Source organism: Arthrobacter sp. 05N429 (assembly GCF_056397045.1).
In genome coordinates, this window is sequence record NZ_JBFTMQ010000002.1 from 125,847 (window position 1) to 151,237 (window position 25,391).

Consider the following 25,391-nt stretch of genomic DNA (forward strand, 5'->3'; position numbering starts at 1 on the left):
GGGCGGCCGGTTGGTGGCCGACCGTACCAACACAGAGAAGTTACCAGCCCCTATTGGAGGTTTCCTGACGGGGCGCAGCCGCTATGGATCCGGTAGCTGCCCAGCTGGCGAGTAGCCGCAGGCGCTCAGCGCTGGGCGAGCCGGGCTCGGCGGTGTAGATCATAAGGACGCAGCCTGGGTCGGCAGTGATAATGAGTTCTTCGTAGGCGAGAGTGAGTTCGCCGACGACCGGGTGGTTGAATCGTTTTGTGCCGGTCCCGTGGGTCCGAACGTCATGCGCGCCCCACAGCTGCCGGAATACATCGCTGCGCGTGGACAGCTCACCAACGAGGTCCTGGAGCCCCTTGTCGTGGGGGTCACGGCCGGCTTCGGCCCGCATGATCGCCACGCACATCTCAGCGAAGAGCTCCCAGTCAGGATAAAAATCGCGGGATGCAGGGTCGAGGAACTGGAACCGGGCCAGGTTCGGGGTACGACCGCCGGCGCCGATGAGGGGCGCATAGAAGGCCCTGCCGAGCTCGTTCGTAGCTAGGAGGTCCTGGTGCTGGTCGCGAACGAAGGCAACGCCGTCGGTAATTGTGTTGAGCACCCAGTGCAGACTGGGTCGACTGATGGCGTTATTCGTGGATCGCCGGCGGGGACGCCCGGATAGCGGAATGCCGTCAGCTGCGCGGGCGAGGTCGAAGAGGTGGGTTCGTTCCGTGTCATCGAGGAGAAGGGCGCGGGCGATGGCGTCAAGCACGGACGAGGAGGCTCCGCCGATAGCACCACGTTCCAGCTTGGCGTAGTACTCGACGCTGACGTCGGCGAGTGCCGCAACTTCTGTGCGGCGAAGCCCGGCAACGCGTCTGTTCGGCCCGGCGGGAAGTCCGGCCTGTTCGGGGGTGACCTTTGCGCGGCGCGACATCAGGAACTCGCGTACCTCGGCTTTGTTGTCCATGCCATGAGAATACGTCCCTGCGAACTTCGGTGGGGTCCCCTGCTGGTACACCCCTTGACAGTGACTCCCGCCCGGACAGCATCGCCTGTTGACTGGATAAAGATTCCCAGCACACAACCCGTCCGCTTCCGCTGCGGGCAAGGAGAGCATATGGACACCACCACCCTCCCGGCGCCGGCCCCGGCAGCTGTTGAGCAGGCGAAACAACTGCCGCTCGCCACTCTGGCCGCCCTCGCGGTCATCGGCTTCGTCCTCGTCGCGATGGAGACCATGCCGGCCGGGCTCCTGCCCGCTATCGCCGCCGGAATGAGAACCAGCGAAGGCACCGTCGGACTGTTCGTCAGCGCCTACGCCATGGGCACGGTGATCATCACGATCCCCGCCATCACCCTGACCCGGGGCATGCGCCGGAAGCCGTTGCTCCTCGGCGCGATCCTCGGCCTCATCCTGGCCAACAGCGTAACCGCCCTCTCGAGCGACGTGACCCTGTCGCTGGTGTCGCGTTTCGTCGCCGGCGCCTTCTCGGGAATCATCTGGGGGATGCTGGCCGCCTATGGCCGCAAGATCAGCCCGTCCTCCCGGGCAGGGCTCTCACTGGCGATCGTCTCGGTCGGGGCACCGGTCGGATTCGCCCTTGGCACACCCCTGGGGTCCTGGCTCGGAACGACGTTCGACTGGCGGTGGGCCTTCGCCGGACTCACCGCTGTGGCCCTCCTCGCCGGGGTCTTCATCGCCGCGGCCGCGCCCGACGCCGAGGGGCAACCCGGCACCTCCAGGCTTCCGCTGCTGCGGGTGTTCCGGATCCCCGGCATCGCCGTGATCCTGGCCGTCATCTTCACCTGGATGCTGGCCCACAACACCATCTACACGTACATCGCCCCGTATTTGCGGACCGCCGGCGGCAGCCTGACGGCCGACGTCGAACTCTTCATCTTCGGGGTCGCCTCGATCGCCGGCATCATCATCACCGGCGCCCTCCTGGACCGCCATCCCCGCCCGCTGCTGCACGGCAGCATCACCTTGTTCATCGCAGCCGCGGTGGTGCTGCTGGTCGGCCACACATCGGCCCCGGCGATCATCGCCGCGACCCTGCTGTGGGGGACCACATTCGGCGGGGCCTCCGCCCAGCTTCAGGCCGCCCTCACCACAACCGGAGGCGCGGACTCGGATGTAGCCAACTCGTTCCTGCCGGTAGCGTTCAACCTTGCCATCTTCACCGCCGGCATCCTCGGCGCCGCCCTGCTGACGAATTTCAGCGGCCTGGTCCTTGCGGTCGTGATGATCGTCGCCGGCCTGGCCGCACTCATCCTGACCATTTACGGACGCCGCACCGCATTCCCCGCCCGCTTCTAACAACATCGACTGGCCGCAGACTCGCCCTCCCCCGCATCTCCGGAAAGGATCCACCTATGAGCACTCGCCACCGTTTTTCACCGGGAAAAGCCTCGCGGTCAGGCTTCCTGGCGCCTGCACTGGTTCTGATCGCTACCGCTATTGCTATGACTGGCTGCACCGGCAGCCCGGGCGGGAGCGCTGACACACGGCTGCCCTTCCCGGGCTCACCGGCGAGCGATCCGACTGCCGCCCCGACCGCAACGTCAACCACCACACCGATTGTCATCGAGCTCCAGGGCCAGAGAATTGCAGGAGAACTCGACGGCAGCGCCACGTCAGCGTCGCTCCTGGCCCAGCTTCCCCTGACCTTGGCGTTCCGGGACCACGGCGGCCAGGAAAAGCTATCGCAACTACCGGCCCCGCTGGACCTCAAGGGCGCACCAGAGGGAAGCGACGCCGCGCCGCTCACGATCGGGTACTACGACCCCGATCAGAGCCTCGTCCTTTACTACCGGCACGTCGGCTACTTCACCGGGATCATGCCCATCGGCACCTACGAAAACGCCGACGCCATCGAAAACCAGCCCGACGGATTCACCGTCACCATCCGTAAAGCCGACTGACGGGCGGAACCTACATGTCAGTTGCCGCAGTGCACCCACCGAAAGAAGGACCATCATGCCTGATCAGCCCAAGCAGCTCGGAGGCGGCCGAAAAATGTTCGGAGACTTCGCCCCGAAGCTTGCCGAGCTCACCGACGACGTGCTCTTCAAGGACGTCTGGAACCGTTCCGAACTCTCCGCCCGGGACCGCAGCCTCATCACCGTGGCCGTGCTCACCGCCGGCGGGAACACCGAGCAACTGGGCTTCCACCTCGGCCGCGCCGTCGAGAACGGGGTAACCCAGAAAGAGCTCACCGAAGCCATCACCCACGTCACGCTCTACGCCGGCTGGCCCAAGGGCATGGCTGCAATGGGCGTAGCCAAGCAACTCTTCACCGACAACAAGTAAGGAAAACTCATGAACATCGAACCCCCCGTGCCCACTGCGAAAAACCCGGCCGCGCAGTTCGCCGGCGACGTCTGGCTCGACCCGATCGCGCTGCCCCACGAGAGCGATCAGACGATGGTCGTCGCGACCGTCCGCTTCGCCCCCGGAGCACGAACCGCCTGGCACTCCCACAAGCATGGCCAGTACCTTCGGGTCACCCAGGGCGTCGCTCGCTTCAGCGGCCGTGACGGCAGGATCATCGAAGTCCACCCGGGCCAGACGCTCTACACCCCGCCCGGCGAGGAGCACTGGCACGCCGCCGCCCCCGGTTGCTTCATGGAACACATCGCCATGCTTCAGAACGGTGAAGACCCCACCACCACGACAACCTGGGGCGAGCACATCACCGATGACGAGTACAACGGCAACTAGGTAGACCGCCCCGGTTCGCGCCTTCCGGCCCCCGGACCCGCCGGCCGTCGGCCGGTCCCGTCAGTCGGCCGAGGGTGCCCGGTGCCGTCCCAGGGTCCGAAGATAGGCGCCGAAGCCGTGAGGGGCCCGGGCGTGGATCCGGCCCGAGGTCAGGACACGCATGCTGTCGGTGGCCGTCACGGTGAAGGCCCGGTTCCGGAGGCTTTGCACCAGGGTCCGGTCCTCGTGCGAGGCCAGCTTCGGGAAGCCTCCGGCGGCCAGGTAGGCAGAGGCGCGGACCCCGAAGTTGGCTCCGTAAATATGCGGGTGGTCTTCCTCGAAGGGATGGCGCTCCAGCCAGCGCCGGCGCAGCTCCGGGTCCATCCCGGCGGGGTCCGGTTCCACCGAGCCCAGCACGGCGTCGGCTCCGGCCTCGGCGAATTCCAGCTGGCGGACGAGCCAGTTTTCCGGAACCTGCGAGTCAGCATCCGTGTTGGCCAGCCACGTCCGTCCCGCCCACGGCGGGGGTGTCCAACGCTTGCCGGGCGGCCTCCGCCGGGCTGCGCCGATGCCGGCGGCCCGGATGCCGGCCGCACGGCTTGCCCCGGCGCTGCGGAAGCCAACCTCGAGGGCACTGAAGCGCCGGTCCGCCGCGACGAACCCGGCAGCAATGCCGGCAGAGCCGTCGGTGCAGCTGTCCAACACCACGCTCACCCGGACGTCCACGTCGGGCCGGAGCCGGTGCAGGGCGTCGGCGGCACGCTGCACGGCCAGCAGGGCGCGGCCAAGGTACTCCTCCTCGTTGTGGGCGGGCAGCACCACCGCGATCCGGTCGATACTGTGTCCGCGGGGCAGCGGCAGGGCAAGGGCGGCCATCTAGCGGCCCGTGTCCGGCACGACGGCGGCGGCCGCACCCTGATCCTCGCCGGGCACGGGCGCGATCAGGACCTCCAGGATGAAGTCGCGTTCCCGGTAGAGTCCTGCGTCGGCCCAGCCGAGCTGGCGGCGCGCGGCGGCGTGGACGGAGTCGCCGTCGAGCTCCCAGCCGGAGATGGGGTGGCGCCAGTGGCACAGGGCCAGGGTACCGCCGGGCAGGAGCGCGCCCTCGACCCGCTCGAACAGCTCAGCCAGCTCGCCGGGCGCGAGGTAGTAGCCCACCTCGGAGACCACGATCAGGTCGAAACGGCCATCCGGCCAGTCCTGCGGGACCGTGAGGTGGCGGGTCCGGGCGGCGGGCAGGTGTTCGAGGCGCCGGGCGGCGTGGGCCAGCGCCGCGCTGCTCGCGTCGACGGCCAGGAAGCTGGTGCAGCGTTGCGCGAGTTCCACGCTGAGCGTCCCGATCGAGCAGCCGATCTCGAGCCCTGCCGTGTAGTTCAGGCCGGGCAGTGCCGCGAGGGTGAGGGAACGTTTGCGGTGTTCGTACCAGCTGGTGGTGTACTGCCAGGGGTCGTCGTTGCCGGTATGGACGGCGTCAAAAACGCCTTCCGCGTCCGCGGCGGCGAAGCTGCCGGCGCCGCCGGCGGCCGGACGCTGCCATGCGAACGTCTCGAACGGCCGCTCGAAATGCTCCAGGAACGACGGCGGGAGCAGCACCTCGTCCCCCGGCCGCCCGGACAGGGCGCGGACCTGTGAAGTGTGGGCGGCCATGGCCGCCGCCTTGGCCTGCTGCTCGGCGGGATCCAGCGGCAGGCGCAGCCAGGACTGCCAGGCCTGGTCCGCGGCATCCGCCCAGAGCCAGTACCAGATGGGGTATTCCAGCAGTCCGTGGCCGCCCGCGCCGGCGGCTTCCGCGGCGGCGGAGCCGAGCGTGTCGTGGTCCGTGTGGCCGTCGTGCCGGTAGGGGGCCACCAGGGTGATCTGCTCCGCCGGCAGTCCCGACCCGGCCGCCACGTCGGCGATGGCCTGCTGCAGGGCTTCCCGCAGCTCCGCCCGGTGTCCGGCGAGCCGGCCGTCCGGCAGTGCCAGGAAGCGCCAGTCCGGGTCCGGCAGCAAGTGTGTGAGCGCGCCGCCGAATTCCCGGAGCCGGACGGTGGCGAGCTGTTCCGGCGTCGTGGTGGGTGAGTCCGGATGGGAGGCCTCCCCCGCCGTGCACAGCAGCACCGTCACCCGGCCGCCAAGCCCCCGCAACCGGGCCATCAGCCCGCCAGCGCCGAGGGATTCGTCGTCCGGGTGCGCAGCCAAAACGATGAACGCCTGGCCGGCGAGCTCCCCGGCGTCGAGCGGCAGCTCCGGAAGTGCGGCCAGTCCGCTGGCTGCCCAGGCGTCCTCGCTGGTTCCGGCGTCCTGGTGCGTGAAGCTCACCATGGGTGGTCGCCCTTGAGGGTGAGGGCACCGAGCTGGGCGTCGTCGCGCATGCCGTGGTGCTGGCGGATGTACAGGGCGAGGTCGGCCATGCGCTTTCCGTAGACCGGGTCGAAGGCGAGCGGGCCGGGGCCGAGGTTCTGGCTGACCAGCGTCTGGATGCGTTCGACGGCGGTAGCGACGTTGCCGCGGACGCGCAGGGCCTCGCTCCACGCGCCGGCGCCCGAGAGTCCCCCGGCGTCGATTTCTGCGGCGGTCCTGGCGAGGTACCCGGCCAGGGCGGTGAGCGTACGGTCGATCTCGCCGAGATGGGCCAGCGCGAGCTGGTCCGGTTCGCGGCCGCCGTCGGCCGCTGTGATCAGGGATTCCTTGAAGCCGCGGGCCACCGCGACGGCGCCGCCCAGCCAGCAGGCGGCCACGCCCATGCCGCCCCAAGCGAAGCCGGGCCGGCGGTAGTACCAGCCTGCGTCGCCCAGCGGCACAGCCGGGACGGCGTCGAAGTGTACGGTGCCGCTGGGGATCTCCCGGAGTCCCCGGCTGGTCCATTCCGGGTCCGCGAAGCTCACGCCAGGGGCATGGAGGTCGACCGCGAAGGCTGCCCGGCCGCCGTCGTCCAGGTGGGCGGTCACGACGGCGTGGTCCAGCTGGGCGGCGAGGGAGCACCAGGGTTTGGAGCCCTGCAGCAGGAAACAGCCTTCCGCCGGTTTGGCCTCGAGCCGCAGGCCCGCAGCTTCGGCGGCGAAGACACCCCAGGCGCCGTCGAAGTGGACGCCGTCGAAGTCCGGGCATTCCCAGCCTTCCACCGCCGCGTGGCCGGCGGCCTGGGCGAGGATCGCCGAGGCGTCCAGGTGCGGTTCGATGGCCCTGCCGGCTGCGACGTCGACGGCCGTGACGGAGGCCAGGATCTCCCACAGGAAGGCCGTCCGGCCTTCGCCGGGGTTCGGGGCGGCTTCTGCCGCGGCTTTGGCCAGCTCCAGCAGCGCCGGGACGTCGCCGACGGCCGACCGGGCGTCGTCCAGCAAGGGGCTGAGCCCGGCCAGGTCCTCCGGCGCGGAACTGATCCTCACAGCGCGGGGCCGCCAGGAATCGGGGGTCCGGTTCATTCGGGCCTGTTCTCCTTTGAAGTGCGTCGGGTGCCGGCGGCGTCCACGCCGGCCAGCCGGGCTACCGCTCAGTAACTACAGCCCGCACCTTAAATCTAAGCACACTTAGCACTTGGGCAATTTCGATGCCAGACGCCGGGCCGGCGGGACGCTCCCGCGGCTACAGCACCCTCGCCAGGGCGAAGCCGTCCCAGCCTTTGGAGCCCACGGTCTGGATGACGGTGCCGTCCAGCCGCGGGTCCTTGCCCAGCATTTCCAGGGCACTGATGATGCCCGGGGCATTGACCGCGTCCAGGGAGGGCTCCAGCACGCCCCCCTCCCAGACCACGTTGTCCATCACGATGGCTGTACCGGGCCGGCCCAGACGGACGGCCCAGTCGAGGTAGTGCGGGTTGTTTTCCTTGTCCGCATCGATGAACACGAAATCGAACGGCTCGGCCCCCTCGTCGGCGAGCGCCTGCAGCGTGTCCAGTGCGGCCCCGACCCGGATCTCCACGAGGTGGCCCAGCCCGGCGGAGTCCACGTTGGCGCGGGCCACGTCGGCATGCTTGGGGAGGTATTCGCACGTGAGCAGCCGGCCGCCGTCGGGCAGTCCCTGCGCCATCCAAATGGTGCTGAATCCGGCGAGCGTCCCGATCTCCAGCACGCGGCGGGCGCCGGAGAGCTGCACAAGAAGCTTCAGCAACTTGCCCGCATTCGGGGCGACTTCGATGGGAGGCATGCCCGCCTCGAGGGCGGTGGTTACAGCACGCTTCAGGGAGTCGTCAGGGCGGACCACAGCCTCGGAGAGGAAGTCCTCGACGGCGATCCAGCGGGCAGTGGGCTGATGCTCGAACATGCCCCTCAGTCTTCCAGCTGACCGGTCCCCGCGATAGGGCGCCGGACCGCCCGGAATCCTGGGCGGCGGCCGGCCGGGGACTGCGCGGCTAGTCCCCGAGGGCCTGTTCCAGCCGGTCCAGCTTGCCGGTGAGTTCGCCCGTGTAGCCGGGCCGGATGTCCGCCTTGATGACGAGCGAGACCCTGCTGCCGTAGCGGCCCACGGCCTCGGTGGCGCGCTTGACGACGTCGAACACTTCATCCCACTCCCCCTCGATTGTGGTGAACATCGAGTCGGTGCGGTTCGGCAGGCCGGATTCCCGGACGATCCTCACCGCTTCGGCGACGGCATCATGGACCGAAGCCTCGTCCGCCGGAACGGCAGCGGAGCCGGCGGGTGAGTCAACGCCCGGATGCGCCGGACGGCCGGAGGGTGCGACAGAAAATGCAAGCAACATGGCACCAGTCTGTCATGTGCCCCGGCCGCGGAAACCGTCACATTAGTCACTACCCGGGAGTAATCTCCCAGGCCCGGCCCCGCGTTGCTAACCTAAGCAAATGAACCGGGTAGCAGACCGCAGGCCGCTTCGCGCCGATGCCGCGCGGAACGTGGACAAGATCATCACCGCCGCCCGCCAGTGCTTCCGCGAGCACGGCCCGGAGGTCCCGCTGCAGACCATCGCCGCGACCGCCGGAGTCGGCCCTGCCACGCTGTTCAGGAACTTCGCCGACAAGGAAGATCTGGTCCTCGCGGCACTCCACCGGCAGCTCGGACTGCTGGTCGACCCCGTCATCGAGGAGGCCCTCGCAGGGCCGGATGCCGCTGACGGTCTCTTCCGGGTCATCGACGCGCTGATGGGCGTGGCCAGCGAGGAAGCCAACCTGCTGGGAGCCGTCGCGGGCCGGCGCGGGCTGCTCACCGGCATCACGGGCGACCTGATCGAATCGGTGGCCGTCCTCCTGGGCCGCGGACAGGGCCAGGGCACCCTGCGCAGCGACATTTCGATGACGGACCTGATCCGTCTGCTGGCCATGCTGATCGGCGTCGTGGACACCATGGAGGCGGGTTCGGACGCCTGGCGCCGCCCCGTCGCCCTCGTCGAGGACGCCATCCGCACGGAACGCCCGGACCGGCCGCTTCCGCCGCAGGCGCCGCTGCCGGGCACCGCGTTCGACTTTGTCCTCGGCTGACACCCGGAACCATCGGTACGGCGGCCTCAGGCGCTGAAGGCTGTCCCGGCCGGAGCGCCGTCGAACCTCCGGAGGATTTCCTCGGCCACGATCCGGAGCTTGACGTTCCGGGTGTTGGAGACCTTGGCCAGCAGCTCGAAGGCTTCCGACTGCGAGCAACGGCTCTGGGCCATCAGGATGCCGGTAGCCACGTTGATCACCGTCCGCGACCGCATGGCCTGCAGCAGGTCGCGGTTCACGCCCTGGGCGGACTCGAACCGGACAGCCAGCCGGACCACCTTGGAGGCGCGGACGGCGAGCGTCTCGCAAGCTGCCACAGCGCCGTCGTCGAACGCCTCGGGCGACGTCGAAATGAAGGTCAGAGTGGCCGCGGCGTCCCGGTCCTCCAAGAGGGGCATGGCGAGAACGCTGCGGTACCCGCGCTGGGCGGCTGCCCGCTGGTAGCGCCTCCATCTCGGATCCATCGTTGTGTCCGGCACCAGCACGGCCTGCCGGGTCTTCCGGGTCTCCAGCCCCGGGCCCTCCGCGATGCCGTCCTGCAATCCGTCCAGCATCATGGCCTCGGGGTTGTTGGCGGCCAGGACCAGCGGCCGGTGCCGCCGGACCACCCGCACCGAGCACAGCACCGGCCGCCCGGTTTCGGCCGCAGCGAACCCGGCGGCGAGCACGGCGAGTTGGCGGAGAAAATCCTCCAGCACGTCATTTTCGAGCACAAGATCCTGCAAACGCTCCGTGAGCCGCGTTTTAGGCATTAATCCTCCGCCGGCTTCTCTTTGGCTTCCTGCAGGTGGTGCTGCAGCTTTTCCTCGGCTTCCCGGCGCCGGCGTGACACATCGCGCAGTTCCCTGGTGGACTCGGCTCCGGGCGGAACGAACGGCTCGTGCGGCTTGGGATGCTGGTCTTTGCCGGGCTCAGCAGCCTCCGGATCGTCATTGTCGCTCATGTTCGAATGCTTTCACGGGGCCCCGGCGGCAAGTAGGGACTAAAGACCGTTGTGGACCGGCTAGCTCCAGCCCAGCAGCCGGAGTCCGGCGGCCGCGCCCGCTCCGGCGATCACGACCACGAGGAACGGCGCCCGGAACAAGAGGGCGATGCCGGCAGCGGCCAGCGCCCCCAGACGCGCATCCAGTGCCAGGGTCTGGCCCGAGGCCACCGTGTTCACGATCGTCAGCGACGCCAGCAGGCCAATGGTCATGGTCCCGGCGATCCTCGACATCCGGGGGTCGCGGAGCACACTTGCCGGGACCAGATAGCCCAGGAGTTTCCAGGCATACGCCAGCACGCAGGACAGCAGCAGCCACATCCACAAGTTCATGCCGCTTCCCCCGATGGGCGCGGGTGCGGGTGTTCGGCGTAGGGGTCGACGTCCGGTTCCAGGCCCTCGTCACTGCGGCCATGGCTGAACCAGCCGATTGCCGCCGCGACCACGGCCGCGACCAGGATGGGCACCCCCGCGGGCACGAACGGTACGGCCAGGACGGTGGCCAGCGCGCAGACGACGGCGATCGCCACCGGCTCGCGGCCCTTGAGCCGGGGCCAAAGCAGGCCCAGGAACGCGGCCACGGCGGCGCCGTCGAGGCCCCACTGTTTGGGGTCCCCGAGGGCCGCTCCGGCCAGCGCGCCCACGGCGGTGAACAGGTTCCAGAGGACGAAGATGCCCAGACCGGCAGTCCAGAAGCCGCGCTTCTGCTCGAGCGGGTCCGTCTGTCCGGTGCTTGTGGCGGTGGATTCGTCTATGGTGACGTGTGCGGCGGCGAACCGCAGCCAGCCGCGCGGCTGCAGCAGGGCGTTGATCTGCATGCCGTAGATTCCGTTGCGCATGCCCAGCAGAGTGGCCGCCCCCATCGCCGCGACGCCGGAGCCGCCCCCGGCCACCACCCCGATGAAGGCGAACTGCGAACCGCCGCTGAACAGCAGCAGGCTCAGGGCCATGGTCTGCCAGAAGTCGAGCCCGGAGGTGACGGACAGGGCACCGAAGGACACCCCATAGAGCCCGGTGGCGATGCTGATGGACAGCCCGACCCGCACCGCCGGGGACTGCAGGAGTTTCACGGCCGGACCGGATTCCGCAGCACAGGCTTCGTCAGACTCCAGGCCCAGGCAATGAGCGGAGCCTGCAGCGGCAGCCGCAAGGAGTGTATCCGGCGCTGGCGGGGTGTCCCGTCCGGGCCGTAGGCCTTGCGCAACGCGTCAATATGTCCGCCCAGGAAGAGGGTGAACATCGCCGTGACGCAGCCGGCGGCGGCGCGCCGGGTCACCGGGAGCAGGAGCCCGACGGCGGCGGCCGCCTCGAGCAGGCCGCTGACCGCCACCCATTCCTCCCGGGACAACACGGCAGCCGGGCTGTTGGACTGCCCGGCGGAGTCGTCACGGCAGAGGAAGTCCGGCACCACGGGGCCGAAGAAACCGGGGTCCTCGAAGTGCTTCCCGGCGCTGGCCAGCAGCAGGGCACTCATCGCCACGGCGGAAAGCGTCTGGGTGTCCCGGCCGGACCAGCGAGATGGCATGGAACAACTCAATCACAGCCAGGGACCCCCCGCGAACCGCGTCCGCCCGCGCCAAAAACGGGACTTTCCGCAGGGGTCCCTGCCCATTAATCCGGCGTAGCTTGTTGACTATGAGCAGTGTCGTGGAAATGGCCGGTGTCGTGAAGCGTTTCGGGGCCGTGACGGCCCTGGACGGACTGGATTTCGAAGTGGCTGCCGGCGAGGTGCACGGCTTCCTGGGCCCCAACGGAGCCGGCAAGTCCACCACCTTGCGGCTCCTGCTGGGCCTTTTGCGTTCCAACGCCGGTTCGATCCGGGTGCTGGGGCTGGACCCGTGGCGCGATGTGGCGACGCTGCACCGCAGGCTGGCCTACGTGCCCGGCGATGTGGCCCTGTGGCCCAACCTGACAGGCGGCGAGGTGATCGACCTGCTGGGCCGGCTGCAGGGTGGCCAGGACCGCGCCCGGCGGGAACGGTTCCTGGAACTTTTTGAGCTGGACCCCAGCAAGAAGGCCCGCACGTACTCCAAGGGAAACCGGCAGAAGGTGGCCCTCGTCGCCGCCCTGGCCACCGATGCCGAGCTGTTCCTGCTGGACGAACCGACCAGCGGGCTGGACCCGCTGATGGAGGACGCGTTCCGCGGCTGTGTCCGCGAACTGCGCGCAGAGGGACGCACCGTGGTGCTGAGCAGCCATATCCTCAGCGAGGCCGAGGCGCTCTCCGACCGGGTCAGCATCATCCGCGCCGGGAAGGTCGTGGAGACCGGCCCGCTGGAGCAGCTGCGGCACCTGACCCGCACCGCGGTCACGGCCGACGTCGCCGCGGTGCCGCCCGGATTGGAGCTCCTGCCCGGCGTCCATGACGTCCTGGTGACGAACCACCGCGTCAGCGCCCAGGTTGATCCCGCCGGTCTGGGACCGTTCCTGCACGCGTTGACCTCCGCCGGCCTGCACGCCCTGACCAGCCAGCCGCCGACGCTGGAAGACCTGTTCCTGCGCCACTACGGCTCCGGGAACAGCGTCGACTCCGGCACGGGGGCCGGCGTCGCCTCAGTCCCGCGGCGGTCCGGCGATGCCTGAGACCCTGGCCGGAACGGGCGTCCTGATCCGGCTCGGACTACGCCGGGACCGCTGGCTGCTGCCGTTATGGATCATCGGCTTTGCCCTGATCGCCTACTCGACGGCGCTGGCCGGGGCCGAGCTGTACCCGGACATGGCGAGCCGGGTGGAGGCCGCCACCGCCTTGAACGCGACTGCCTCGATGGTGGCCCTGTTCGGACGGATCTACGATCCCACGTCCATCGGCGCCCTCTCGCTGATCAAATACACCGCATTCATGACCGCCATCCTCGCCGTCCTCATGGTGATCCTCGCCATCCGGCACACCCGCGGTGACGAGGAGAGCGGACGCCTGGAGCTGCTCGGCGGCGGAAGGCTGGGCCGCGACGCCCCGCTGGCGTCCGCGCTCACCATCAGCCTCGGCGCCAACGTGGCACTTGGGATGCTTTCGGCGGCCGCGCTGGCTGCCGGCGGGTTACCGGCGGCAGGCTCCCTCGCGTTCGGTCTGGGCTGGGCCGCGACGGGGATGGCGTTCAGCGCCGTGGCGGGGCTGGCTGCCCAGCTGACCGCCAGCGCCCGGGCCGCCACCGGGCTCAGCATCGGATTCGTCGCCGTCACCTACGCGCTGCGCGCCGTCGGAGACCTGGCCGAGCCGGGGCCCTCGGTGTTCTCCTGGCTGTCGCCCATCGGGTGGAACCAGCAGATCCGGGCCTTCGCCGGGGACCGCTGGTGGGTGCTGGCGCTCCCGGTTGCCCTGTCCCTGGTGCTTGTCCCGGCCGCTTTTGCGCTCCGCGCCAGGCGCGACCTCGGCGCAGGCCTCCGCGCGGAGCGTCCCGGGCCGTCCGCCGGGTCGCTCTCCGGCGTCTGGGACCTGGCGGTGCGGCTGCAGTACCGCGTGCTGCTGGCCTGGGCCGTGGCGTTCCTCCTGTTCGGTGTGGTGATCGGTTCCCTGGTCAGCAACGTGGGGGAACTGCTGAATTCACCGAACGCCCAGGATCTGATCAAACTGCTGGGCGGCCGCGAGGCCCTGACGGACGCCTTCCTGGCCGCGGAGATCAGCATCATGGGGGTGCTGGCGGCCGCCTTCGGGGTGTCCGCGGCGAACCATCTGCGCAGCGAGGAGGCCGCGGGGCACACCGAAGCCCTGCTGGGCACGGCCACCACCCGCATCCGCTGGGCGAGCAGCCACTTCGGCTTTGCCCTGGCCGGGGTCACTGTGTTGCTCCTGCTGGCGGGGGTGTCGATCGGTGTCGGCGCTGCTGCCGCCGTCGACGATGCCGCGCTGGTGGGCCGCAGCACCGTGGCCGCACTGGCCCAGGTCCCTGCGGCGTGGGTGGTGACCAGTGTGGCCCTGGCGGTGTTTGGCTGGGCACCCCGGCTGGCCGGGGCAGTCTGGGGCGTGCTGCTGGGGCTGGTCGCCCTGGGCGAATTCGGCGTGCTCTGGAACGCTCCCGAATGGCTCATGGACCTGTCCCCGTTCCGGCATTCCCCGTTGCTCCCGGTGGACTCCGGGGGTGTGCCGGCGCTTGTGGCGCTCGTCCTGGCGGCTGCGGCTCTCGCAGCACTGGGCTATGCCGGCTGGCGGCGCCGCGATCTCGCGGCTTAGGTGCAGTCGGGCCCCGAGCCGGGGGCTGGGCGCGGGGCTAGGTGTCCCTGGGCAGTACAGCTAGGGGCTCGTCATCCCCTGCCACTCCACGGTTGAGTCATTCAAGTTGGTCCTGCAGTATTTCCGCAGAGACCTTGCATCGTCGTTGCCCATCTTGAACGCGAATTCGATGCCCAGCTCGTAACCGGTTGCGCTTCCCGGAAGTGAGATCTCTTTGATCTCTCCCAGAAAGGCGACTTTGACCAGTCTGATTTTCTGAGGGCGCAACTGTTTGGGCCCGGGGACCGTGCCGGAGGCCTGCGCCTGAAGTTGTTCAACGCAAATATTCTTCACGCGTTGTTGCACCGCGGGATCGACGTCAGCCGCGGACGGTACCGGCGCTTCAAGAAGCAGCGCAGTCTCCGGCGATCCGGACGAACCCGCGGCCGCGGGAGGATCCAGCGGCTGGTTGCACGAGACCAGGAGCGGGCCCGCCAACAGCGCGCAGATCAGGGTAATACCGGTTCGATGCATAGCTCCCCCACAAGTTTGTCGCCGCTCCGGACGCCGTCCGAGTACGTCGCATACTCCCGGAGAATCCCTTGGAAAAACTGGAAAGAACGGTTCCGGCCGGCCGTGACGCCGTCCGCTTAGAGACTCCGGGCCCCGGCCGACAGCTGGGCGAGGACCTGCGCGGGCCGGTTCGTGGTGATCTCGTGGATCCCGAGCCCCTGGCAGAGTGCGACGTCGTTTTCCGAGTCCACGGTCCACACCCTGAAGCGGCGGCCGGAGCCGAGCCAGCGCCGGATGGTCCGCGAATGCTCCCTGACGTAGTTGATGCCCGGCCCGGCGAGCCCCGTCTCGCAGTCGTCCAGGATCCGCTCGGCCTCGGTTTGCGCGGCCTTCATCACGTTCGCCAGCGCCCCGCCGGTGATCGCCCCCAGGCCCAGCTCCTCCCGGATTTCCTCGACGTTGATGTCGTCCACGAGCTGGCACACGGCGGAGGCCGGCACTGACCGCAGCAGGTGCTTCACCGAATCCGGGCTGAAGCTCATGAAGGACACCTTGATGTTCCCCAGCCGGGACGTCGCCGGGTCCCAGCCTGCTGACAAGAGGACCTCCAGAACCCGGTCTTCGAGCTTGAGCTGGAAGGGGCTGGGGTGTTTGAACTCAATCGCCAGGCCGATCTCCCGGCCTGCGTTCCGCAGCAGCACCAGCAGCTCCGGGAGGGTCAGGAACTGGGCGGACCTGCCGCCGTAGTCGTCCGGAATCCGGGCGCCCTTCCAGGAGGAGAAGTCCAGCTGCCGGAGCTCGTGGAGGGTCCGGTCCGCCACGGGGCCGGTACCGTCCGAGGTGCGGTCCAGGTTGGCATCGTGCAGCAGCACCGCATGCTGGTCGCGGGTGAGGTGGATGTCGCACTCCACGCCGTCGGCGCCGTCTGCGATTGCCTGCAGATACGCGGCCCGGGTGTGCTCGGCGAAGGCTTCGCTCGCACCGCGGTGGGCGTAGACCAGCGGACGGGCTGCGGTGGACTCGTCAGTCGTCATGCTGACACGTTAGCCGACAGCCCCTGCCAAAGCGGGGCTAGGCTGGGCACATGCAGGTGAATACTGAGCCAAGTACCCGTCCGGAGGGCCCCGCCGGCACCGGAGATGCCGTGGCGGGCGGCTCCGCCCGCCGCCAGACGCTGGCCGCCATGGACGCCGAGAAGGCGTCCGCGCTGCGGAAAATGAAGCTGCTGGCGCTCTCGCTGCTGATCCTGATGGCCATCATCTTTGTGGTCGCCTTCGCCTTGCAGAAGCAGTACCCCTGGCTCGAATACGTCCGGGCCGCGGCCGAAGGCGGCATGGTGGGCGCCCTCGCCGACTGGTTCGCCGTGACGGCTCTGTTCAAGTACCCCATGGGCATCAAGATCCCGCACACCGCCATCATTCCGCAGCGCAAGGACCAGATCGGCGCCTCGCTGGGCGAATTCGTGGAAACCAATTTCCTCTCCGAGGAGGTGGTGCACGAAAAGCTGGCCTCCGTTAATATCGCACGCAAGGCCGGGACCTGGCTCTCCGGCCCCGGCGGCGCCGAGCGGGTCGCCAAGGAAGGTGCCGCCGTCATCCGCGGCGCCTTCACCGTCCTCAACGACGACGACGTCCAGGCCGTGATCGAGGGCATGGTCCGCAAGCACCTGCTCACCCCGCCGTGGGGTCCCCCGGTGGGCCGGGTCGCCCAGCGGATCTTCGAGGACGGGCACCATCACGCGCTGGTGGACGTGCTCGTGGACCGGACGGTGGACTGGGTGCGGGACAACCAGGAGACGGTCAACCGGCTGGTCACCGATCGTTCCCCGACCTGGGTGCCGTCGTTCGTGGACGGGCTCGTGGGCGACAAGGTCTACGTGGAGATCCTGAAGTTCACCCGCGCCGTGCAGTCCGACCCGCAGCACCAGGTCCGCCTGTCGATCGACAAGTACCTCAAGGACCTCGCACAGGACCTGCAGCATGATCCGGTGATGATCGCACGGGCCGAGGGCATCAAGGCCCAGGTCCTGGGCGATCCCGAGATCCGGGAACTCGCGTCCCGCACCTGGGGCACCATCAAGGCCGCCCTGCTCTCCGCCGTCGACGACCCGGACAGCGAACTCACCGTCCGGTTCAAGGCCGCCGTGCATGACTTCGGCACCCGTCTGGTGGTTGACCCCGAACTGGCCGGCAAGGTGAACAAGTGGATCGGCGACGCCGCCGGGTACCTCGTGAGGACGTACCGCTCGGACATCGCCGGCGTGATCACCGATACCGTGGCCCGCTGGGATGCCGAGGAGACCTCGCAGAAGATCGAACTCCAGATCGGCAAGGACCTGCAGTTCATCCGGATCAACGGCACCGTGGTGGGAGCCCTCGCCGGGCTCGCGATCTTCACGGTGGCGCATCTGGCCTTCGGCTGACAATCCGGCGCCCTGGCTAGGCGGCCGCGCTGGCCTGCACGGTCTTCGCCCGGCCGGGCACGGCAAAGATCGTGAAGGCCAGCGCCGCCAGCGCCGTGACCACCAGGAGTGTCAGCCCGATCGAGTAGCTGTGGGTCGCGGCGTCGTACGTCGCTCCCATGATCAGCGGCGGAAAGTAGCCGCCCAGGCCCCCGGCCGCGCTGACCACACCGCTGATGCTGCCGACTTTGCCCGGCGGGGCGAGCACCCCCACCCAGGCGAACACCCCGCCCGTCCCGAGTCCCAGCGCCGCCGCCATGGCGACGAACGTCAGGCCGGCGGGGACTTCGCCGTCGGGCTGCAGGTTCACCACCCACGCCAGGACCGCAACGCCCGTCAGCGAGGTGATCACGACCGGCTTGGGCCCGAACTTGTCCGCGAGCACGCCGCCCAGCGGCCGTGCCAGCACGGCCGCCAGCGCGAAACCGGCCGTGCGCGCCCCGGCACCGCTCGGGTCGAAGCTATACACGTCGCGGAGGTAGGTGGGCAGGTACGTGGCGAAGGAAACGAAGCCGCCGAAGACCACGGCGTAGAGGAAGCACATCTTCCACGTGACCGGGGTCTTCACGGCATCGATCAGCTTGGGCAGGACGGGGAGGTTGTTGCCGGTCCAGCCCGGAGCTTCCTTCATCATGAACCAGACCAGGGCGGCCATGACCGCGAGGACCGCCGCGATCAGCAGGTGCGTGGGGAGGTAGCCGATCCCGGCGACCAGCCGGGGGTTCAGGAACGCCGCCAGCGCCGTGCCGCCCATGCCCGCGCCGAAGACGCCGGTGGCGAAGCCGCGCCGGGAAGGCTCGTACCAGGCGCTGACGAAGGGGATCCCGACGGCGAAGACCGTTCCGGCGACGCCCAGCAGCAGTGCGGCCCCCAGCACCAGGGCAAAGGAACTCAGCAGCCCGCCGACCGCCACGAGCAGGATCGGCAGGATCGAGGCCAGCAGCACGAAGGTGAACATCGCCCGGCCGCCGTGCTTGTCCGTCAGGGCGCCGACGACGATCCGGCCCAGCGAGCCGACGAACACCGGCATCGCCACGAGCACGCCGGTGGCGGCCGGGGTCAGCTGAAGATTCACCGTATAGAAGGCGCCGAGGGTGGCCACCGAGTTCCAGGCCCAGAACCCGGCCACCGACGCCGAGGTGGCGAGCACCAGGTTGCGTGTCCGCCCGGCTGGGGCGGTCGAAGGAACGGGCACGGATCCGGCCACTGGACTTCCTCTCAGTTCGACGTCAGTTCAACAAGGCGGCTTCAGCCCGGCTCAGCGGTTCCGGGTGTCGCGGTCGCGGGTTCCGACGGCGGACCAGCCGCGGCGGGCGGCGACCGTCGAACTCCGCGCACCAGCGGCGCCTGCTTTGCCGCCATCCCGATCCCGGTCACGCGAGCGGTAGACGATGTAGGGACGGAACAGATAGTGGAACGGGGCGGTGAAGGCGTGGACCAGGCGGGTGAAGGGCCAGATCACGAAGAGGGCCATGCCCACCAGGGTGTGCAGGTGGAAGGAGAACGGCGCGGCGGCCATGGCCGCAAGGTCCGGCTGGAGGATGAACAGGGAGCGGAACCAGGGGGCCACGGTTTCACGGTAGTTGTGCCCGTGCTCGCCCTCGAAGACGCTGGCCAGGGTGGTCCACAGGCCGAACACAATGGCCGCGGTGAGCACCACATACATGGCCTTGTCGTTGTTGGTGGTGGCCATGAAGACCGGACCGGTGGTGCGGCGGCGGTAAATCAGGAGGAGGATCCCGCCCAGGGTCCCCACCCCCGCGATCCCGCCGACGAAGAGGGCGTTGAAGTGGTAGAAGTCCTGGCTCATGCCCACGGCCCGGGTCCACGCCATGGGAATGACCAGACCGAAGAAGTGGCCGGCGATCACGGCGAGCAGGCCGAAATGGAACAGCGGGGAGGCGATCCGCAGCAGCCGGGATTCGTAGAGCTGGGAGGACCGTGTGGTCCAGCCGAACTGGTCGTACTTGTAGCGCCAGACCAGACCGCCCACCAGCACAACGACCATGACGTAGGGCAGGACGCCCCAGAGCACGATGTCCAGTGCGGTGAGCCCGGCGGCTCCGGACTCGGCTTCGGATGCCAGCATGGTCAGGCCCCCTTCACGGGCAGCAGGCGCGGATCGTAGGGGTCCAGGCCCACCGCTTCGGTGGGCGGTCCGTAGCCGGCCATCCGCATGACGGCCTGCTCGTCGGCCGGCGACTTCCCCGGCAGCGTGGCGCAAATGGCCTGTAGGATCCGGGCGTGCGGAAGTTCGTCCCGGAGCAGCCCGAAGCGGAGCATCTCCAGGCTCGCCCGGAAGCGGGTCAGCAACCCGCGGCCGGCCGCGAGGTCCACCAGCGCGGCGTACTCGAGGACCATCGGGAGGTAGTCGGGCAGTTCGCCGTGGGTGTCCACCAGGATGTCGCTCTGCCGGTACGTTTTCTTGAAGTTCCCCAGGACGTCGCCGCGGCGCCGGGTGTCCCCGTCCGTCCAGTAGGACAGGTGCAGGGCGTGGCGTTTTCCAAGGTCGAACTCGCGCACGTACCGGGCCTGGATTTCCATGGGCGGCGTGGACTCCAGCGAATCCAAGACCTCCTGGAAATCCGCGACGGCGCCGGGAAACTCGCCCAGCGCGGCGCGCATGAGCGGCACCCGGCCGATGAGGTCCTCGTCCGGGTAGGACAGGCACCAGGCCGCCGCGAGGTAGACGACCTGCTCGCGCCGGGTCACGGCCGCTCCCCCGGTTGGGTATCGGAGCCCCCGGGATCTCCGGACGGTTTCTTCGGAGAGAGCGGCTTCTCCGGAAAAAGCCCCGAGGGTGCGCCCGTGCCGTCCCAGTTCAGCAGGTTCACCCGCCCGCGCAGGGTGGTGTCGCCGGGCGCGGAGCCGGAAGTCTGCCGGTCGCGGAGGGCGTTGAAGGTCTCCACGGCCACCGGGACCGGCCGGCCGCTCGCTTCGCCGAACGGCGCGGAATCCTGCATTCCGGGTCCGCCGTCGAAATCCAGCGAGCAGCCCATCTCCTCGAGGTCGTGGGCCTGTTCCACGTGGGCCTTCGGGATGACGTAGCGCTCCTCGTACTTCGCGATCGCCATCAGCCGGTACATCTCGTACATGCTCTGGCTGTCCATGCCCACGGCTTCCGGGATGGAGTCGTCGGGGTCGTTGCCCAGGCTGATGCCGCGCATGAAGGAGCGCATGGCCGCGAGCTTCCTCAGCACCGCGGTGACCCTGTCGGCGTCGCCGGCGGTGAAGAGTTCGGCGAGGTATTCCACCGGGATGCGCAGCGCGTCGATGGCGCCGAAGAGGTTGCCGTGATCCTCGCCGTCGTGCCCCTGGTCGCGCAGCAGGTCCACCACCGGGGACAGCGGCGGCACGTACCAGACCATCGGCATGGTCCGGTATTCGGGGTGCAGCGGCAGCGCCACCTTGTAGACCTTGGCCAGGGCGTAGACCGGCGAGCGCCGGGCCGCGTCGAGCCAGTCCTCCGGGATGCCCTGGGCGCGGGCGTCGGCCTGCACCGCGGGATCGTTCGGGTCCAGCAGGACGTCCATCTGGGCGTCGTAGAGTTCCTGAGGATCGGTGACGGCGGCCGCCGCGGTGACGGCGTCGGCGTCGTACAGGAACAGCCCCAGGTACCGCAGCCGCCCCACGCAGGTTTCCGAGCAGACCGTCGGCAGGCCCACCTCCACCCGCGGGTAGCAGAAGGTGCACTTCTCGGCCTTGCCGGTCTTGTGGTTGAAGTAGATCTTCTTGTACGGGCAGCCGGTGACGCACTGGCGCCAGCCGCGGCATTTGTCCTGGTCCACCAGGACGATCCCGTCCTCCACGCGTTTGTAGATGGCGCCGGAGGGGCAGGAGGCCATGCAGGAGGGGTTCAGGCAGTGCTCGCAGATCCGCGGGAGGTAGAACATGAAGGTCTGCTCGTAGGCGAACTTGATCTTGTCTTCGGATTCGCGCCGGACCTTTTCCACGATCGGGTCCAGGTGGCCGTTTTCCGCGGAGCCGCCCAGGTCGTCGTCCCAGTTCGCGGACCAGGTGACCTTGGTGTCCTCCCCAGTGATCAGGGACTTGGGCCGGGCCACCGGGAAGTCGTCCCCCAGCGGCGCGTCCACGAGGGTCTTGTAGTCGTAGGTCCACGGCTCGTAGTAGTCCTTGAGCTCGGGCTGCACCGGGCTGGCGAAGATCCCGAACATCTTCTTGACCCGGCCGCCGGCCTTGAGCACCAGCTTGCCGCGCTTGTTCAGCACCCAGCCGCCCCGCCATTTCTCCTGGTCCTCGTACCGGCGCGGGTAGCCCTGGCCGGGGCGGGTTTCGACGTTGTTGAACCAGACGTATTCGGTGCCCGCACGGTTGGTCCATGCCTGCTTGCAGGTCACGGAACAGGTGTGGCAGCCGATGCATTTGTCCAGGTTCATGACCATGCCCATTTGAGCCATCACACGCATCAGTACTGCACCTCCTGGGAACGGCGCCGGACAGTGGCCACCATGTCGCGCTGGTTTCCGGTGGGGCCGAGGTAGTTGAACGCGTACGCCAGCTGGGCGTAGCCGCCGATCAGGTGCGAGGGCTTGACCAGCAGCCGGGTCACCGAGTTGTGGATGCCGCCGCGCCGGCCTGTGGCCTCGGACTTCGGCACGTCGATGGTGCGTTCCTGCGCGTGGTGGACGTAGACCACGCCGGCCGGCATGCGGTGGCTGACGATCGCCCGGGCCACCAGGACGCCGTTGATGTTGAGGCATTCCACCCAGTCGTTGTCCTTGACCTGAATGGACTCCGCGTCGGCGGGGCTCATCCAGACCGTGGGTCCGCCGCGGGACAGCGAGAGCATCAGCAGGTTGTCCTGGTATTCGGAGTGGATGGACCATTTGGAGTGCGGAGTCAGGTAGCGGACCACCACCTCCATGGACCCGTCCTGGCCGAGTCTGGGTTCGCCGAAAAGCCGGTGCATGTCCAGCGGCGGCCGGTAGATCGGCAGCCCCTCGCCGATGTCCCGGATCCAGTCGTGATCGAGGAAGAAGTGCATCCGCCCGGTCAGGGTGTGGAAGGGCTTGAGCCGCTCGATGTTGATGGTGAACGGTGCGTAGCGCCGGCCGCCGGTCTCCGAACCGGACCATTCCGGCGAGGTGATCACCGGGACCGGGGCGGCCTGGGTCTGGGCGAAGGTGATGAATTTTTCCTCGGAGCCCTCGGACAGGTCGGCCAGTTTCCTCCCGGTCCGGATCTCGAGGTCCTTGAAGCCTTGGAGGGACAGGGCGCCGTTGGTGGTGCCGGAGAAGGCAAGGATGGCCTCCGCCATTTTCGCGTCGGTGTCGATCGCGGGCCGGCCGTCCGCGGCGCCGCCGAGCATCACCCCGTTGGAGCGGCTGAGCCGGTCCAGCGGTCCGGCGAGTTTGTACGTGACGTTCTTGACCGTGAAGCCGAGCTTGTCGGCCAGCGGCCCGACGGCGGCCAGCTTGTCCGCGATGGCGGTGTAGTCCCGCTCCACCACGGAAAAGACGGGCATGTTCTGCCCCGGGACCGCGGGGATGGACGTGTCCCGCCAGTCCCGCACGATCCCGCCGGGCTGGGCGAGCTGGCCGGGGGTGTCGTGCTGCAGCGGCACGCTGACCAGGTCCCGGCGCACGCCCAGGTGGGTCCTGGCCATCCGGGAGAACTCCTGGGCCAGCAGGTGGAACATGTCGAAATCCGTTTTGGTTTCCCACGGCGGGTCGATCGCCGGGGTGAAGGCGTGCACGAAGGGGTGCATGTCGGTGGAGGACAGGTCGTGCTTCTCGTACCAGGTGGCGGCCGGGAACACGACGTCGGACAGCAGGGTGGTGGAGGTCATCCGGAAGTCCGCGGAGACCAGCAGGTCCAGTTTTCCTTCCGGCGCCTGCTCATGCCATTTCACGTCCTTGGGTTTGAGCCCCTCGGCATGGTCCGGGCCCAGGACGTTGTTGTGGGTGCCCAGGAGGTTCCGCAGGAAGTACTCGTTGCCCTTGGCCGAGGAGCCGAACAGGTTGGAGCGCCACAGCACGAGGGTCCGCGGCCAGTTTTCCGGGGCGTCCACGTCCTCGATCGCCGGATTCAGCGTGCGGTTCTTCAGCGCATCCGCGATGTAGCCGGGCGTGTCCTGCGCGGTGCCGGCAGCGACGGCGGCCTCCGCCTCGTCCGCGAGGTCCAGCGGGTTGCGGTCGAACTGCGGGTAGAAGGGCATCCAGCCGAGCCGGGCGGACTGGGCCAGCGCGTCGGCGGTGTGCATGCCGTCCAGGGCCCCGGTGGAAAGCGGGGATTTCAGCGCATCCGCGGAGTAGCCGTCCTGCCGCCACTGGTCCGTGTGCATGTACCAGTAGCCGGTGCCGATCATGGTCCGCGGCGGCCTGGACCAGTCCAGGGCGTTGGCCAGGGACAGCCAGCCGGTGACCGGCCGCGTCTTTTCCTGGCCCACGTAGTGCGCCCAGCCGCCGCCGTTGCGGCCCATGCAGCCGGTCAGCATCACCAGCGCCAGCACCGCCCGGTACGTGGTGTCGCCGTGGAACCACTGGCAGATCCCGGCGCCCATGATGATCATGGACCGGCCCTTGGACTGCTCGGCGTTGCGGGCGAATTCGCGGGCCACCCGGATGCAGGCCTGCGCCGGGACGGAGGTGATCTCCTCCTGCCAGGCCGGGGTGTAGGGCGTCGCCGCGTCGTCATAGCCGGCGGCCCAGTCCCCCGGGAGCCCGTCGCGGCCCACGCCGTACTGGGCCAGCATGAGGTCGAACACGGTGGTGACCAGCTGGCCCTCCACTTCCAGGACCGGCACGCCGCGCCGGAGCACGCTGCCCTCCCCTCCGGCGTCCTCGAAACACGGCAGCAGGATCTCGGCGCTTTCCCCGGAGACCTCGCGCAGCGACAGTGCGGGATCGATTCCCTCAAGGTCAAGGTTCCATTTGCCCTCGCCGCTGCCGGAGTAGCGGAACCCCAGGGAGCCGTTGGGGACCATCGGGCGTCCGGTGGCCTTGTCGAACAGGACGGTGCGGAACGCCGCGTCCTCGGCCCCGGCTTCGGCGGGGAGGTCCTTGGCGGTGAGGAACTTGGCCGGAGTGAGCGAGCCGTCGTCGCGCCGTTCGAGCCGGACCAGGAACGGCAGGTCGGTGTACTGGCGGACGTAGTCGGCGAAGAACGGCACCTCGCGGTCGACGAAGAATTCCTTGAGCATGACGTGGCCCATCGCCATGGCCAGCGCGGCGTCGGTTCCGGCCTGCGCGGGGAGCCATTCGTCGGCGAACTTGGTGTTGTCCGCATAGTCCGGGCTGACGGTGACCACTTTGGTGCCGCGGTACCGCACCTCGGCCATCCAGTGCGCGTCCGGGGTGCGGGTGACGGGGACGTTGGAGCCCCACATCATGAGGTAGCGGGCGTCCCACCAGTCGCCGGATTCGGGGACGTCGGTCTGGTCGCCGAAGACCTGCGGGCTGGCCACGGGGAGGTCGGCGTACCAGTCGTAGAAGGACGTCATCACCCCGCCGATCAGCTGGATGAAGCGGGTCCCGACGGCATGCGAGACCATGGACATCGCGGGGATGGGCGAGAACCCGGCGCAGCGGTCCGGGCCGTAGCTCTTGATCGTGTTCACGTGGGCGGCGGCGGCGATTTCGATCGCTTCCTTCCAGGAGACGCGGACCAGGCCGCCCTTGCCGCGGGCCTGCTGGTAGCGGCGGCGCCGCTCCGGGTCCCCGACGACGTCGGCGAAGGCCAGCACCGGGTCGCCCAGCCGGGCCTTGGCTTCGCGGTACATCTCGACCAGGACGCCGCGGGCGTAGGGGAACCGGACCCGGGTGGGCGAGTAGGTGTACCAGGAGAAGGCTGCCCCGCGCGGGCAGCCCCGCGGTTCGTATTCCGGGCTGTCCGGGCCCACCGAGGGGTAGTCGGTCTGCTGGGATTCCCAGGTGATGATGCCGTCCTTGACGTACACCTTCCAGGAGCAGGAGCCGGTGCAGTTTACCCCGTGCGTGGAGCGGACCACCTTGTCGTGGCTCCAGCGGTCCCGGTAGAAGATGTCGCCCTTGCGGCCGCCCTCCCGGAACACCGCCCTGCCGTCCTCGGTCTGGTCCCATTTCGTGAAGAATCGGCCCAGCTTCAACATTGCATCCGAGGCGGGTCCGTCCAGCCCCGCGGCGCCTCCGGCAGTCATGCCCTCAAGCTATGGGCCGGATTCTGCCCCGGATAGGGCCTTACGACACTGGGCAGGGCTGGAC

At 68.9% G+C, this 25,391-nt stretch carries 26 protein-coding genes; 8 read left to right on the forward strand and 18 right to left on the reverse strand.

Going from position 1 to position 25,391, the window contains the following annotated elements; all coding sequences use genetic code 11:
• Window positions 1-40: 40 nt before the first annotated feature.
• The gene (locus tag AC1DF4_RS04425) at window positions 41-940 is read right to left on the reverse strand and encodes a helix-turn-helix transcriptional regulator (RefSeq protein WP_476911733.1); all 900 of its coding nucleotides are present in this window, start codon (window positions 938-940) and stop codon (window positions 41-43) included.
• A 150-nt stretch (window positions 941-1,090) separates the two neighbouring features.
• On the opposite strand from AC1DF4_RS04425, the gene AC1DF4_RS04430 reads away from it, so the two are divergent.
• The 4 genes from AC1DF4_RS04430 (at window position 1,091) to AC1DF4_RS04445 (ending at window position 3,697) form a co-directional block, all read left to right on the forward strand.
• Window positions 1,091-2,293, forward strand: coding sequence for an MFS transporter (locus tag AC1DF4_RS04430; protein ID WP_476911734.1), 1,203 nt, complete (start codon window positions 1,091-1,093; stop codon window positions 2,291-2,293).
• A gap of 146 nt (window positions 2,294-2,439) precedes the next feature.
• Window positions 2,440-2,898 carry a cyclophilin-like fold protein gene (locus AC1DF4_RS04435; protein WP_476911735.1) on the forward strand — a complete coding sequence of 153 codons (459 nt, stop codon included), beginning with the start codon at window positions 2,440-2,442 and terminating at the stop codon, window positions 2,896-2,898.
• Window positions 2,899-2,953: 55 nt separating this feature from the next.
• The gene (locus tag AC1DF4_RS04440; protein WP_476911736.1) at window positions 2,954-3,286 is read left to right on the forward strand and encodes a carboxymuconolactone decarboxylase family protein; all 333 of its coding nucleotides are present in this window, start codon (window positions 2,954-2,956) and stop codon (window positions 3,284-3,286) included.
• 9 nt (window positions 3,287-3,295) lie between these two features.
• Window positions 3,296-3,697, forward strand: coding sequence for a cupin domain-containing protein (locus AC1DF4_RS04445; RefSeq protein WP_476911737.1), 402 nt, complete (start codon window positions 3,296-3,298; stop codon window positions 3,695-3,697).
• Between the two features lie 60 nt (window positions 3,698-3,757).
• Here the strand turns inward: AC1DF4_RS04445 and AC1DF4_RS04450 are convergent, their stop codons facing one another.
• The 5 genes from AC1DF4_RS04450 to AC1DF4_RS04470 all read right to left on the reverse strand — a co-directional run bounded on the left by AC1DF4_RS04450 (window position 3,758) and on the right by AC1DF4_RS04470 (window position 8,354).
• Entirely contained in the window at window positions 3,758-4,552 is a 795-nt protein-coding gene (locus tag AC1DF4_RS04450; RefSeq protein ID WP_476911738.1) for a glycosyltransferase family 2 protein, read from the reverse strand.
• Window positions 4,553-5,980: a PIG-L family deacetylase gene (locus AC1DF4_RS04455; RefSeq protein ID WP_476911739.1), complete on the reverse strand. Its 1,428-nt coding sequence runs from the start codon at window positions 5,978-5,980 to the stop codon at window positions 4,553-4,555.
• Window positions 5,974-7,080, reverse strand: a complete 1,107-nt coding sequence (locus tag AC1DF4_RS04460; RefSeq protein ID WP_476911740.1) for an acyl-CoA dehydrogenase family protein — start codon at window positions 7,078-7,080, stop codon at window positions 5,974-5,976. The genes AC1DF4_RS04455 and AC1DF4_RS04460 overlap by 7 nt, the downstream gene beginning before the upstream one ends.
• 160 nt (window positions 7,081-7,240) lie before the next feature.
• Entirely contained in the window at window positions 7,241-7,918 is a 678-nt protein-coding gene (locus AC1DF4_RS04465) for an O-methyltransferase (RefSeq protein ID WP_476911741.1), read from the reverse strand.
• Between the two features lie 88 nt (window positions 7,919-8,006).
• Window positions 8,007-8,354 (reverse strand): thiamine-binding protein, encoded by a 348-nt coding sequence (locus tag AC1DF4_RS04470; protein ID WP_476911742.1) that lies wholly within the window; start codon window positions 8,352-8,354, stop codon window positions 8,007-8,009.
• Between the two features lie 100 nt (window positions 8,355-8,454).
• Here AC1DF4_RS04470 and AC1DF4_RS04475 point away from each other — a divergent pair, with 100 nt between their 5' ends.
• Window positions 8,455-9,087 carry a TetR/AcrR family transcriptional regulator gene (locus AC1DF4_RS04475; protein WP_441405119.1) on the forward strand — a complete coding sequence of 211 codons (633 nt, stop codon included), beginning with the start codon at window positions 8,455-8,457 and terminating at the stop codon, window positions 9,085-9,087.
• Window positions 9,088-9,113: 26 nt separating this feature from the next.
• Here AC1DF4_RS04475 and AC1DF4_RS04480 read toward each other — a convergent pair whose 3' ends face one another.
• Genes AC1DF4_RS04480 through AC1DF4_RS04500 form a run of 5 tightly spaced genes read right to left on the reverse strand, consistent with a single transcriptional unit; the run spans window position 9,114 to window position 11,594 of the window.
• Complete coding sequence (locus AC1DF4_RS04480) at window positions 9,114-9,839, reverse strand: GAF and ANTAR domain-containing protein (protein WP_476911743.1); 726 nt, start codon at window positions 9,837-9,839, stop codon at window positions 9,114-9,116.
• A complete protein-coding gene (locus AC1DF4_RS04485) occupies window positions 9,839-10,030 on the reverse strand; it encodes a hypothetical protein (protein ID WP_441405122.1) in 192 nt (63 codons plus the stop codon). The genes AC1DF4_RS04480 and AC1DF4_RS04485 overlap by 1 nt, the downstream gene beginning before the upstream one ends.
• 60 nt (window positions 10,031-10,090) lie before the next feature.
• On the reverse strand, window positions 10,091-10,402 hold the full coding sequence (locus AC1DF4_RS04490; RefSeq protein ID WP_476911744.1) for an AzlD domain-containing protein: 312 nt from the start codon (window positions 10,400-10,402) through the stop codon (window positions 10,091-10,093).
• Complete coding sequence (locus tag AC1DF4_RS04495; protein ID WP_476911745.1) at window positions 10,399-11,139, reverse strand: AzlC family ABC transporter permease; 741 nt, start codon at window positions 11,137-11,139, stop codon at window positions 10,399-10,401. The genes AC1DF4_RS04490 and AC1DF4_RS04495 overlap by 4 nt, the downstream gene beginning before the upstream one ends.
• The gene (locus AC1DF4_RS04500) at window positions 11,136-11,594 is read right to left on the reverse strand and encodes a DoxX family protein (protein ID WP_476911746.1); all 459 of its coding nucleotides are present in this window, start codon (window positions 11,592-11,594) and stop codon (window positions 11,136-11,138) included. The genes AC1DF4_RS04495 and AC1DF4_RS04500 overlap by 4 nt, the downstream gene beginning before the upstream one ends.
• Before the next feature lie 110 nt (window positions 11,595-11,704).
• Between AC1DF4_RS04500 and AC1DF4_RS04505 the strand changes: the two genes are divergently transcribed.
• Together AC1DF4_RS04505 and AC1DF4_RS04510 are read left to right on the forward strand one after the other, a co-directional pair.
• Window positions 11,705-12,652: an ABC transporter ATP-binding protein gene (locus AC1DF4_RS04505; RefSeq protein WP_476911747.1), complete on the forward strand. Its 948-nt coding sequence runs from the start codon at window positions 11,705-11,707 to the stop codon at window positions 12,650-12,652.
• Entirely contained in the window at window positions 12,645-14,237 is a 1,593-nt protein-coding gene (locus AC1DF4_RS04510; protein WP_476911748.1) for an ABC transporter permease, read from the forward strand. The genes AC1DF4_RS04505 and AC1DF4_RS04510 overlap by 8 nt, the downstream gene beginning before the upstream one ends.
• A 60-nt stretch (window positions 14,238-14,297) precedes the next feature.
• Here the strand turns inward: AC1DF4_RS04510 and AC1DF4_RS04515 are convergent, their stop codons facing one another.
• Window positions 14,298-14,750: a hypothetical protein gene (locus AC1DF4_RS04515; protein ID WP_476911749.1), complete on the reverse strand. Its 453-nt coding sequence runs from the start codon at window positions 14,748-14,750 to the stop codon at window positions 14,298-14,300.
• A 116-nt stretch (window positions 14,751-14,866) separates the two neighbouring features.
• The gene (locus AC1DF4_RS04520; protein ID WP_476911750.1) at window positions 14,867-15,763 is read right to left on the reverse strand and encodes a glycerophosphodiester phosphodiesterase; all 897 of its coding nucleotides are present in this window, start codon (window positions 15,761-15,763) and stop codon (window positions 14,867-14,869) included.
• 50 nt (window positions 15,764-15,813) lie between these two features.
• On the opposite strand from AC1DF4_RS04520, the gene AC1DF4_RS04525 reads away from it, so the two are divergent.
• Window positions 15,814-17,151: a DUF445 domain-containing protein gene (locus AC1DF4_RS04525; RefSeq protein WP_476911751.1), complete on the forward strand. Its 1,338-nt coding sequence runs from the start codon at window positions 15,814-15,816 to the stop codon at window positions 17,149-17,151.
• A gap of 16 nt (window positions 17,152-17,167) precedes the next feature.
• On the opposite strand, the gene AC1DF4_RS04530 is transcribed toward AC1DF4_RS04525, so the two are convergent.
• From AC1DF4_RS04530 to AC1DF4_RS04550, 5 genes are read right to left on the reverse strand one after another with little or no spacing between them, the layout of a single operon-like run.
• On the reverse strand, window positions 17,168-18,397 hold the full coding sequence (locus AC1DF4_RS04530) for an MFS transporter (protein WP_476911752.1): 1,230 nt from the start codon (window positions 18,395-18,397) through the stop codon (window positions 17,168-17,170).
• 51 nt (window positions 18,398-18,448) lie between these two features.
• Window positions 18,449-19,279, reverse strand: coding sequence for a respiratory nitrate reductase subunit gamma (gene narI / locus AC1DF4_RS04535; RefSeq protein ID WP_476911753.1), 831 nt, complete (start codon window positions 19,277-19,279; stop codon window positions 18,449-18,451).
• Between the two features lie 2 nt (window positions 19,280-19,281).
• Complete coding sequence (gene narJ / locus AC1DF4_RS04540; protein WP_476911754.1) at window positions 19,282-19,902, reverse strand: nitrate reductase molybdenum cofactor assembly chaperone; 621 nt, start codon at window positions 19,900-19,902, stop codon at window positions 19,282-19,284.
• Entirely contained in the window at window positions 19,899-21,617 is a 1,719-nt protein-coding gene (gene narH / locus AC1DF4_RS04545) for a nitrate reductase subunit beta (RefSeq protein ID WP_476911755.1), read from the reverse strand. The genes narJ and narH overlap by 4 nt, the downstream gene beginning before the upstream one ends.
• On the reverse strand, window positions 21,617-25,327 hold the full coding sequence (locus tag AC1DF4_RS04550) for a nitrate reductase subunit alpha (RefSeq protein ID WP_476911756.1): 3,711 nt from the start codon (window positions 25,325-25,327) through the stop codon (window positions 21,617-21,619). The genes narH and AC1DF4_RS04550 overlap by 1 nt, the downstream gene beginning before the upstream one ends.
• Window positions 25,328-25,391 lie beyond the last annotated feature (64 nt).

What these genes read in the sequence shown, in the direction of transcription:
- AC1DF4_RS04425 (WP_476911733.1), bottom strand. Translation starts at nt 940, where the DNA reads ATGGACAACAAAGCCGAGGTACGCGAGTTCCTGATGTCGCGCCGCGCA.
- AC1DF4_RS04430 (WP_476911734.1), top strand. Translation starts at nt 1,091, where the DNA reads ATGGACACCACCACCCTCCCGGCGCCGGCCCCGGCAGCTGTTGAGCAG.
- AC1DF4_RS04435 (WP_476911735.1), top strand. Translation starts at nt 2,440, where the DNA reads ATGACTGGCTGCACCGGCAGCCCGGGCGGGAGCGCTGACACACGGCTG.
- AC1DF4_RS04440 (WP_476911736.1), top strand. Translation starts at nt 2,954, where the DNA reads ATGCCTGATCAGCCCAAGCAGCTCGGAGGCGGCCGAAAAATGTTCGGA.
- AC1DF4_RS04445 (WP_476911737.1), top strand. Translation starts at nt 3,296, where the DNA reads ATGAACATCGAACCCCCCGTGCCCACTGCGAAAAACCCGGCCGCGCAG.
- AC1DF4_RS04450 (WP_476911738.1), bottom strand. Translation starts at nt 4,552, where the DNA reads ATGGCCGCCCTTGCCCTGCCGCTGCCCCGCGGACACAGTATCGACCGG.
- AC1DF4_RS04455 (WP_476911739.1), bottom strand. Translation starts at nt 5,980, where the DNA reads ATGGTGAGCTTCACGCACCAGGACGCCGGAACCAGCGAGGACGCCTGG.
- AC1DF4_RS04460 (WP_476911740.1), bottom strand. Translation starts at nt 7,080, where the DNA reads ATGAACCGGACCCCCGATTCCTGGCGGCCCCGCGCTGTGAGGATCAGT.
- AC1DF4_RS04465 (WP_476911741.1), bottom strand. Translation starts at nt 7,918, where the DNA reads ATGTTCGAGCATCAGCCCACTGCCCGCTGGATCGCCGTCGAGGACTTC.
- AC1DF4_RS04470 (WP_476911742.1), bottom strand. Translation starts at nt 8,354, where the DNA reads ATGTTGCTTGCATTTTCTGTCGCACCCTCCGGCCGTCCGGCGCATCCG.
- AC1DF4_RS04475 (WP_441405119.1), top strand. Translation starts at nt 8,455, where the DNA reads ATGAACCGGGTAGCAGACCGCAGGCCGCTTCGCGCCGATGCCGCGCGG.
- AC1DF4_RS04480 (WP_476911743.1), bottom strand. Translation starts at nt 9,839, where the DNA reads ATGCCTAAAACGCGGCTCACGGAGCGTTTGCAGGATCTTGTGCTCGAA.
- AC1DF4_RS04485 (WP_441405122.1), bottom strand. Translation starts at nt 10,030, where the DNA reads ATGAGCGACAATGACGATCCGGAGGCTGCTGAGCCCGGCAAAGACCAG.
- AC1DF4_RS04490 (WP_476911744.1), bottom strand. Translation starts at nt 10,402, where the DNA reads ATGAACTTGTGGATGTGGCTGCTGCTGTCCTGCGTGCTGGCGTATGCC.
- AC1DF4_RS04500 (WP_476911746.1), bottom strand. Translation starts at nt 11,594, where the DNA reads ATGCCATCTCGCTGGTCCGGCCGGGACACCCAGACGCTTTCCGCCGTG.
- AC1DF4_RS04505 (WP_476911747.1), top strand. Translation starts at nt 11,705, where the DNA reads ATGAGCAGTGTCGTGGAAATGGCCGGTGTCGTGAAGCGTTTCGGGGCC.
- AC1DF4_RS04510 (WP_476911748.1), top strand. Translation starts at nt 12,645, where the DNA reads ATGCCTGAGACCCTGGCCGGAACGGGCGTCCTGATCCGGCTCGGACTA.
- AC1DF4_RS04515 (WP_476911749.1), bottom strand. Translation starts at nt 14,750, where the DNA reads ATGCATCGAACCGGTATTACCCTGATCTGCGCGCTGTTGGCGGGCCCG.
- AC1DF4_RS04520 (WP_476911750.1), bottom strand. Translation starts at nt 15,763, where the DNA reads ATGACGACTGACGAGTCCACCGCAGCCCGTCCGCTGGTCTACGCCCAC.
- AC1DF4_RS04525 (WP_476911751.1), top strand. Translation starts at nt 15,814, where the DNA reads ATGCAGGTGAATACTGAGCCAAGTACCCGTCCGGAGGGCCCCGCCGGC.
- narI (WP_476911753.1), bottom strand. Translation starts at nt 19,279, where the DNA reads ATGCTGGCATCCGAAGCCGAGTCCGGAGCCGCCGGGCTCACCGCACTG.
- narH (WP_476911755.1), bottom strand. Translation starts at nt 21,617, where the DNA reads ATGCGTGTGATGGCTCAAATGGGCATGGTCATGAACCTGGACAAATGC.
- AC1DF4_RS04550 (WP_476911756.1), bottom strand. Translation starts at nt 25,327, where the DNA reads ATGACTGCCGGAGGCGCCGCGGGGCTGGACGGACCCGCCTCGGATGCA.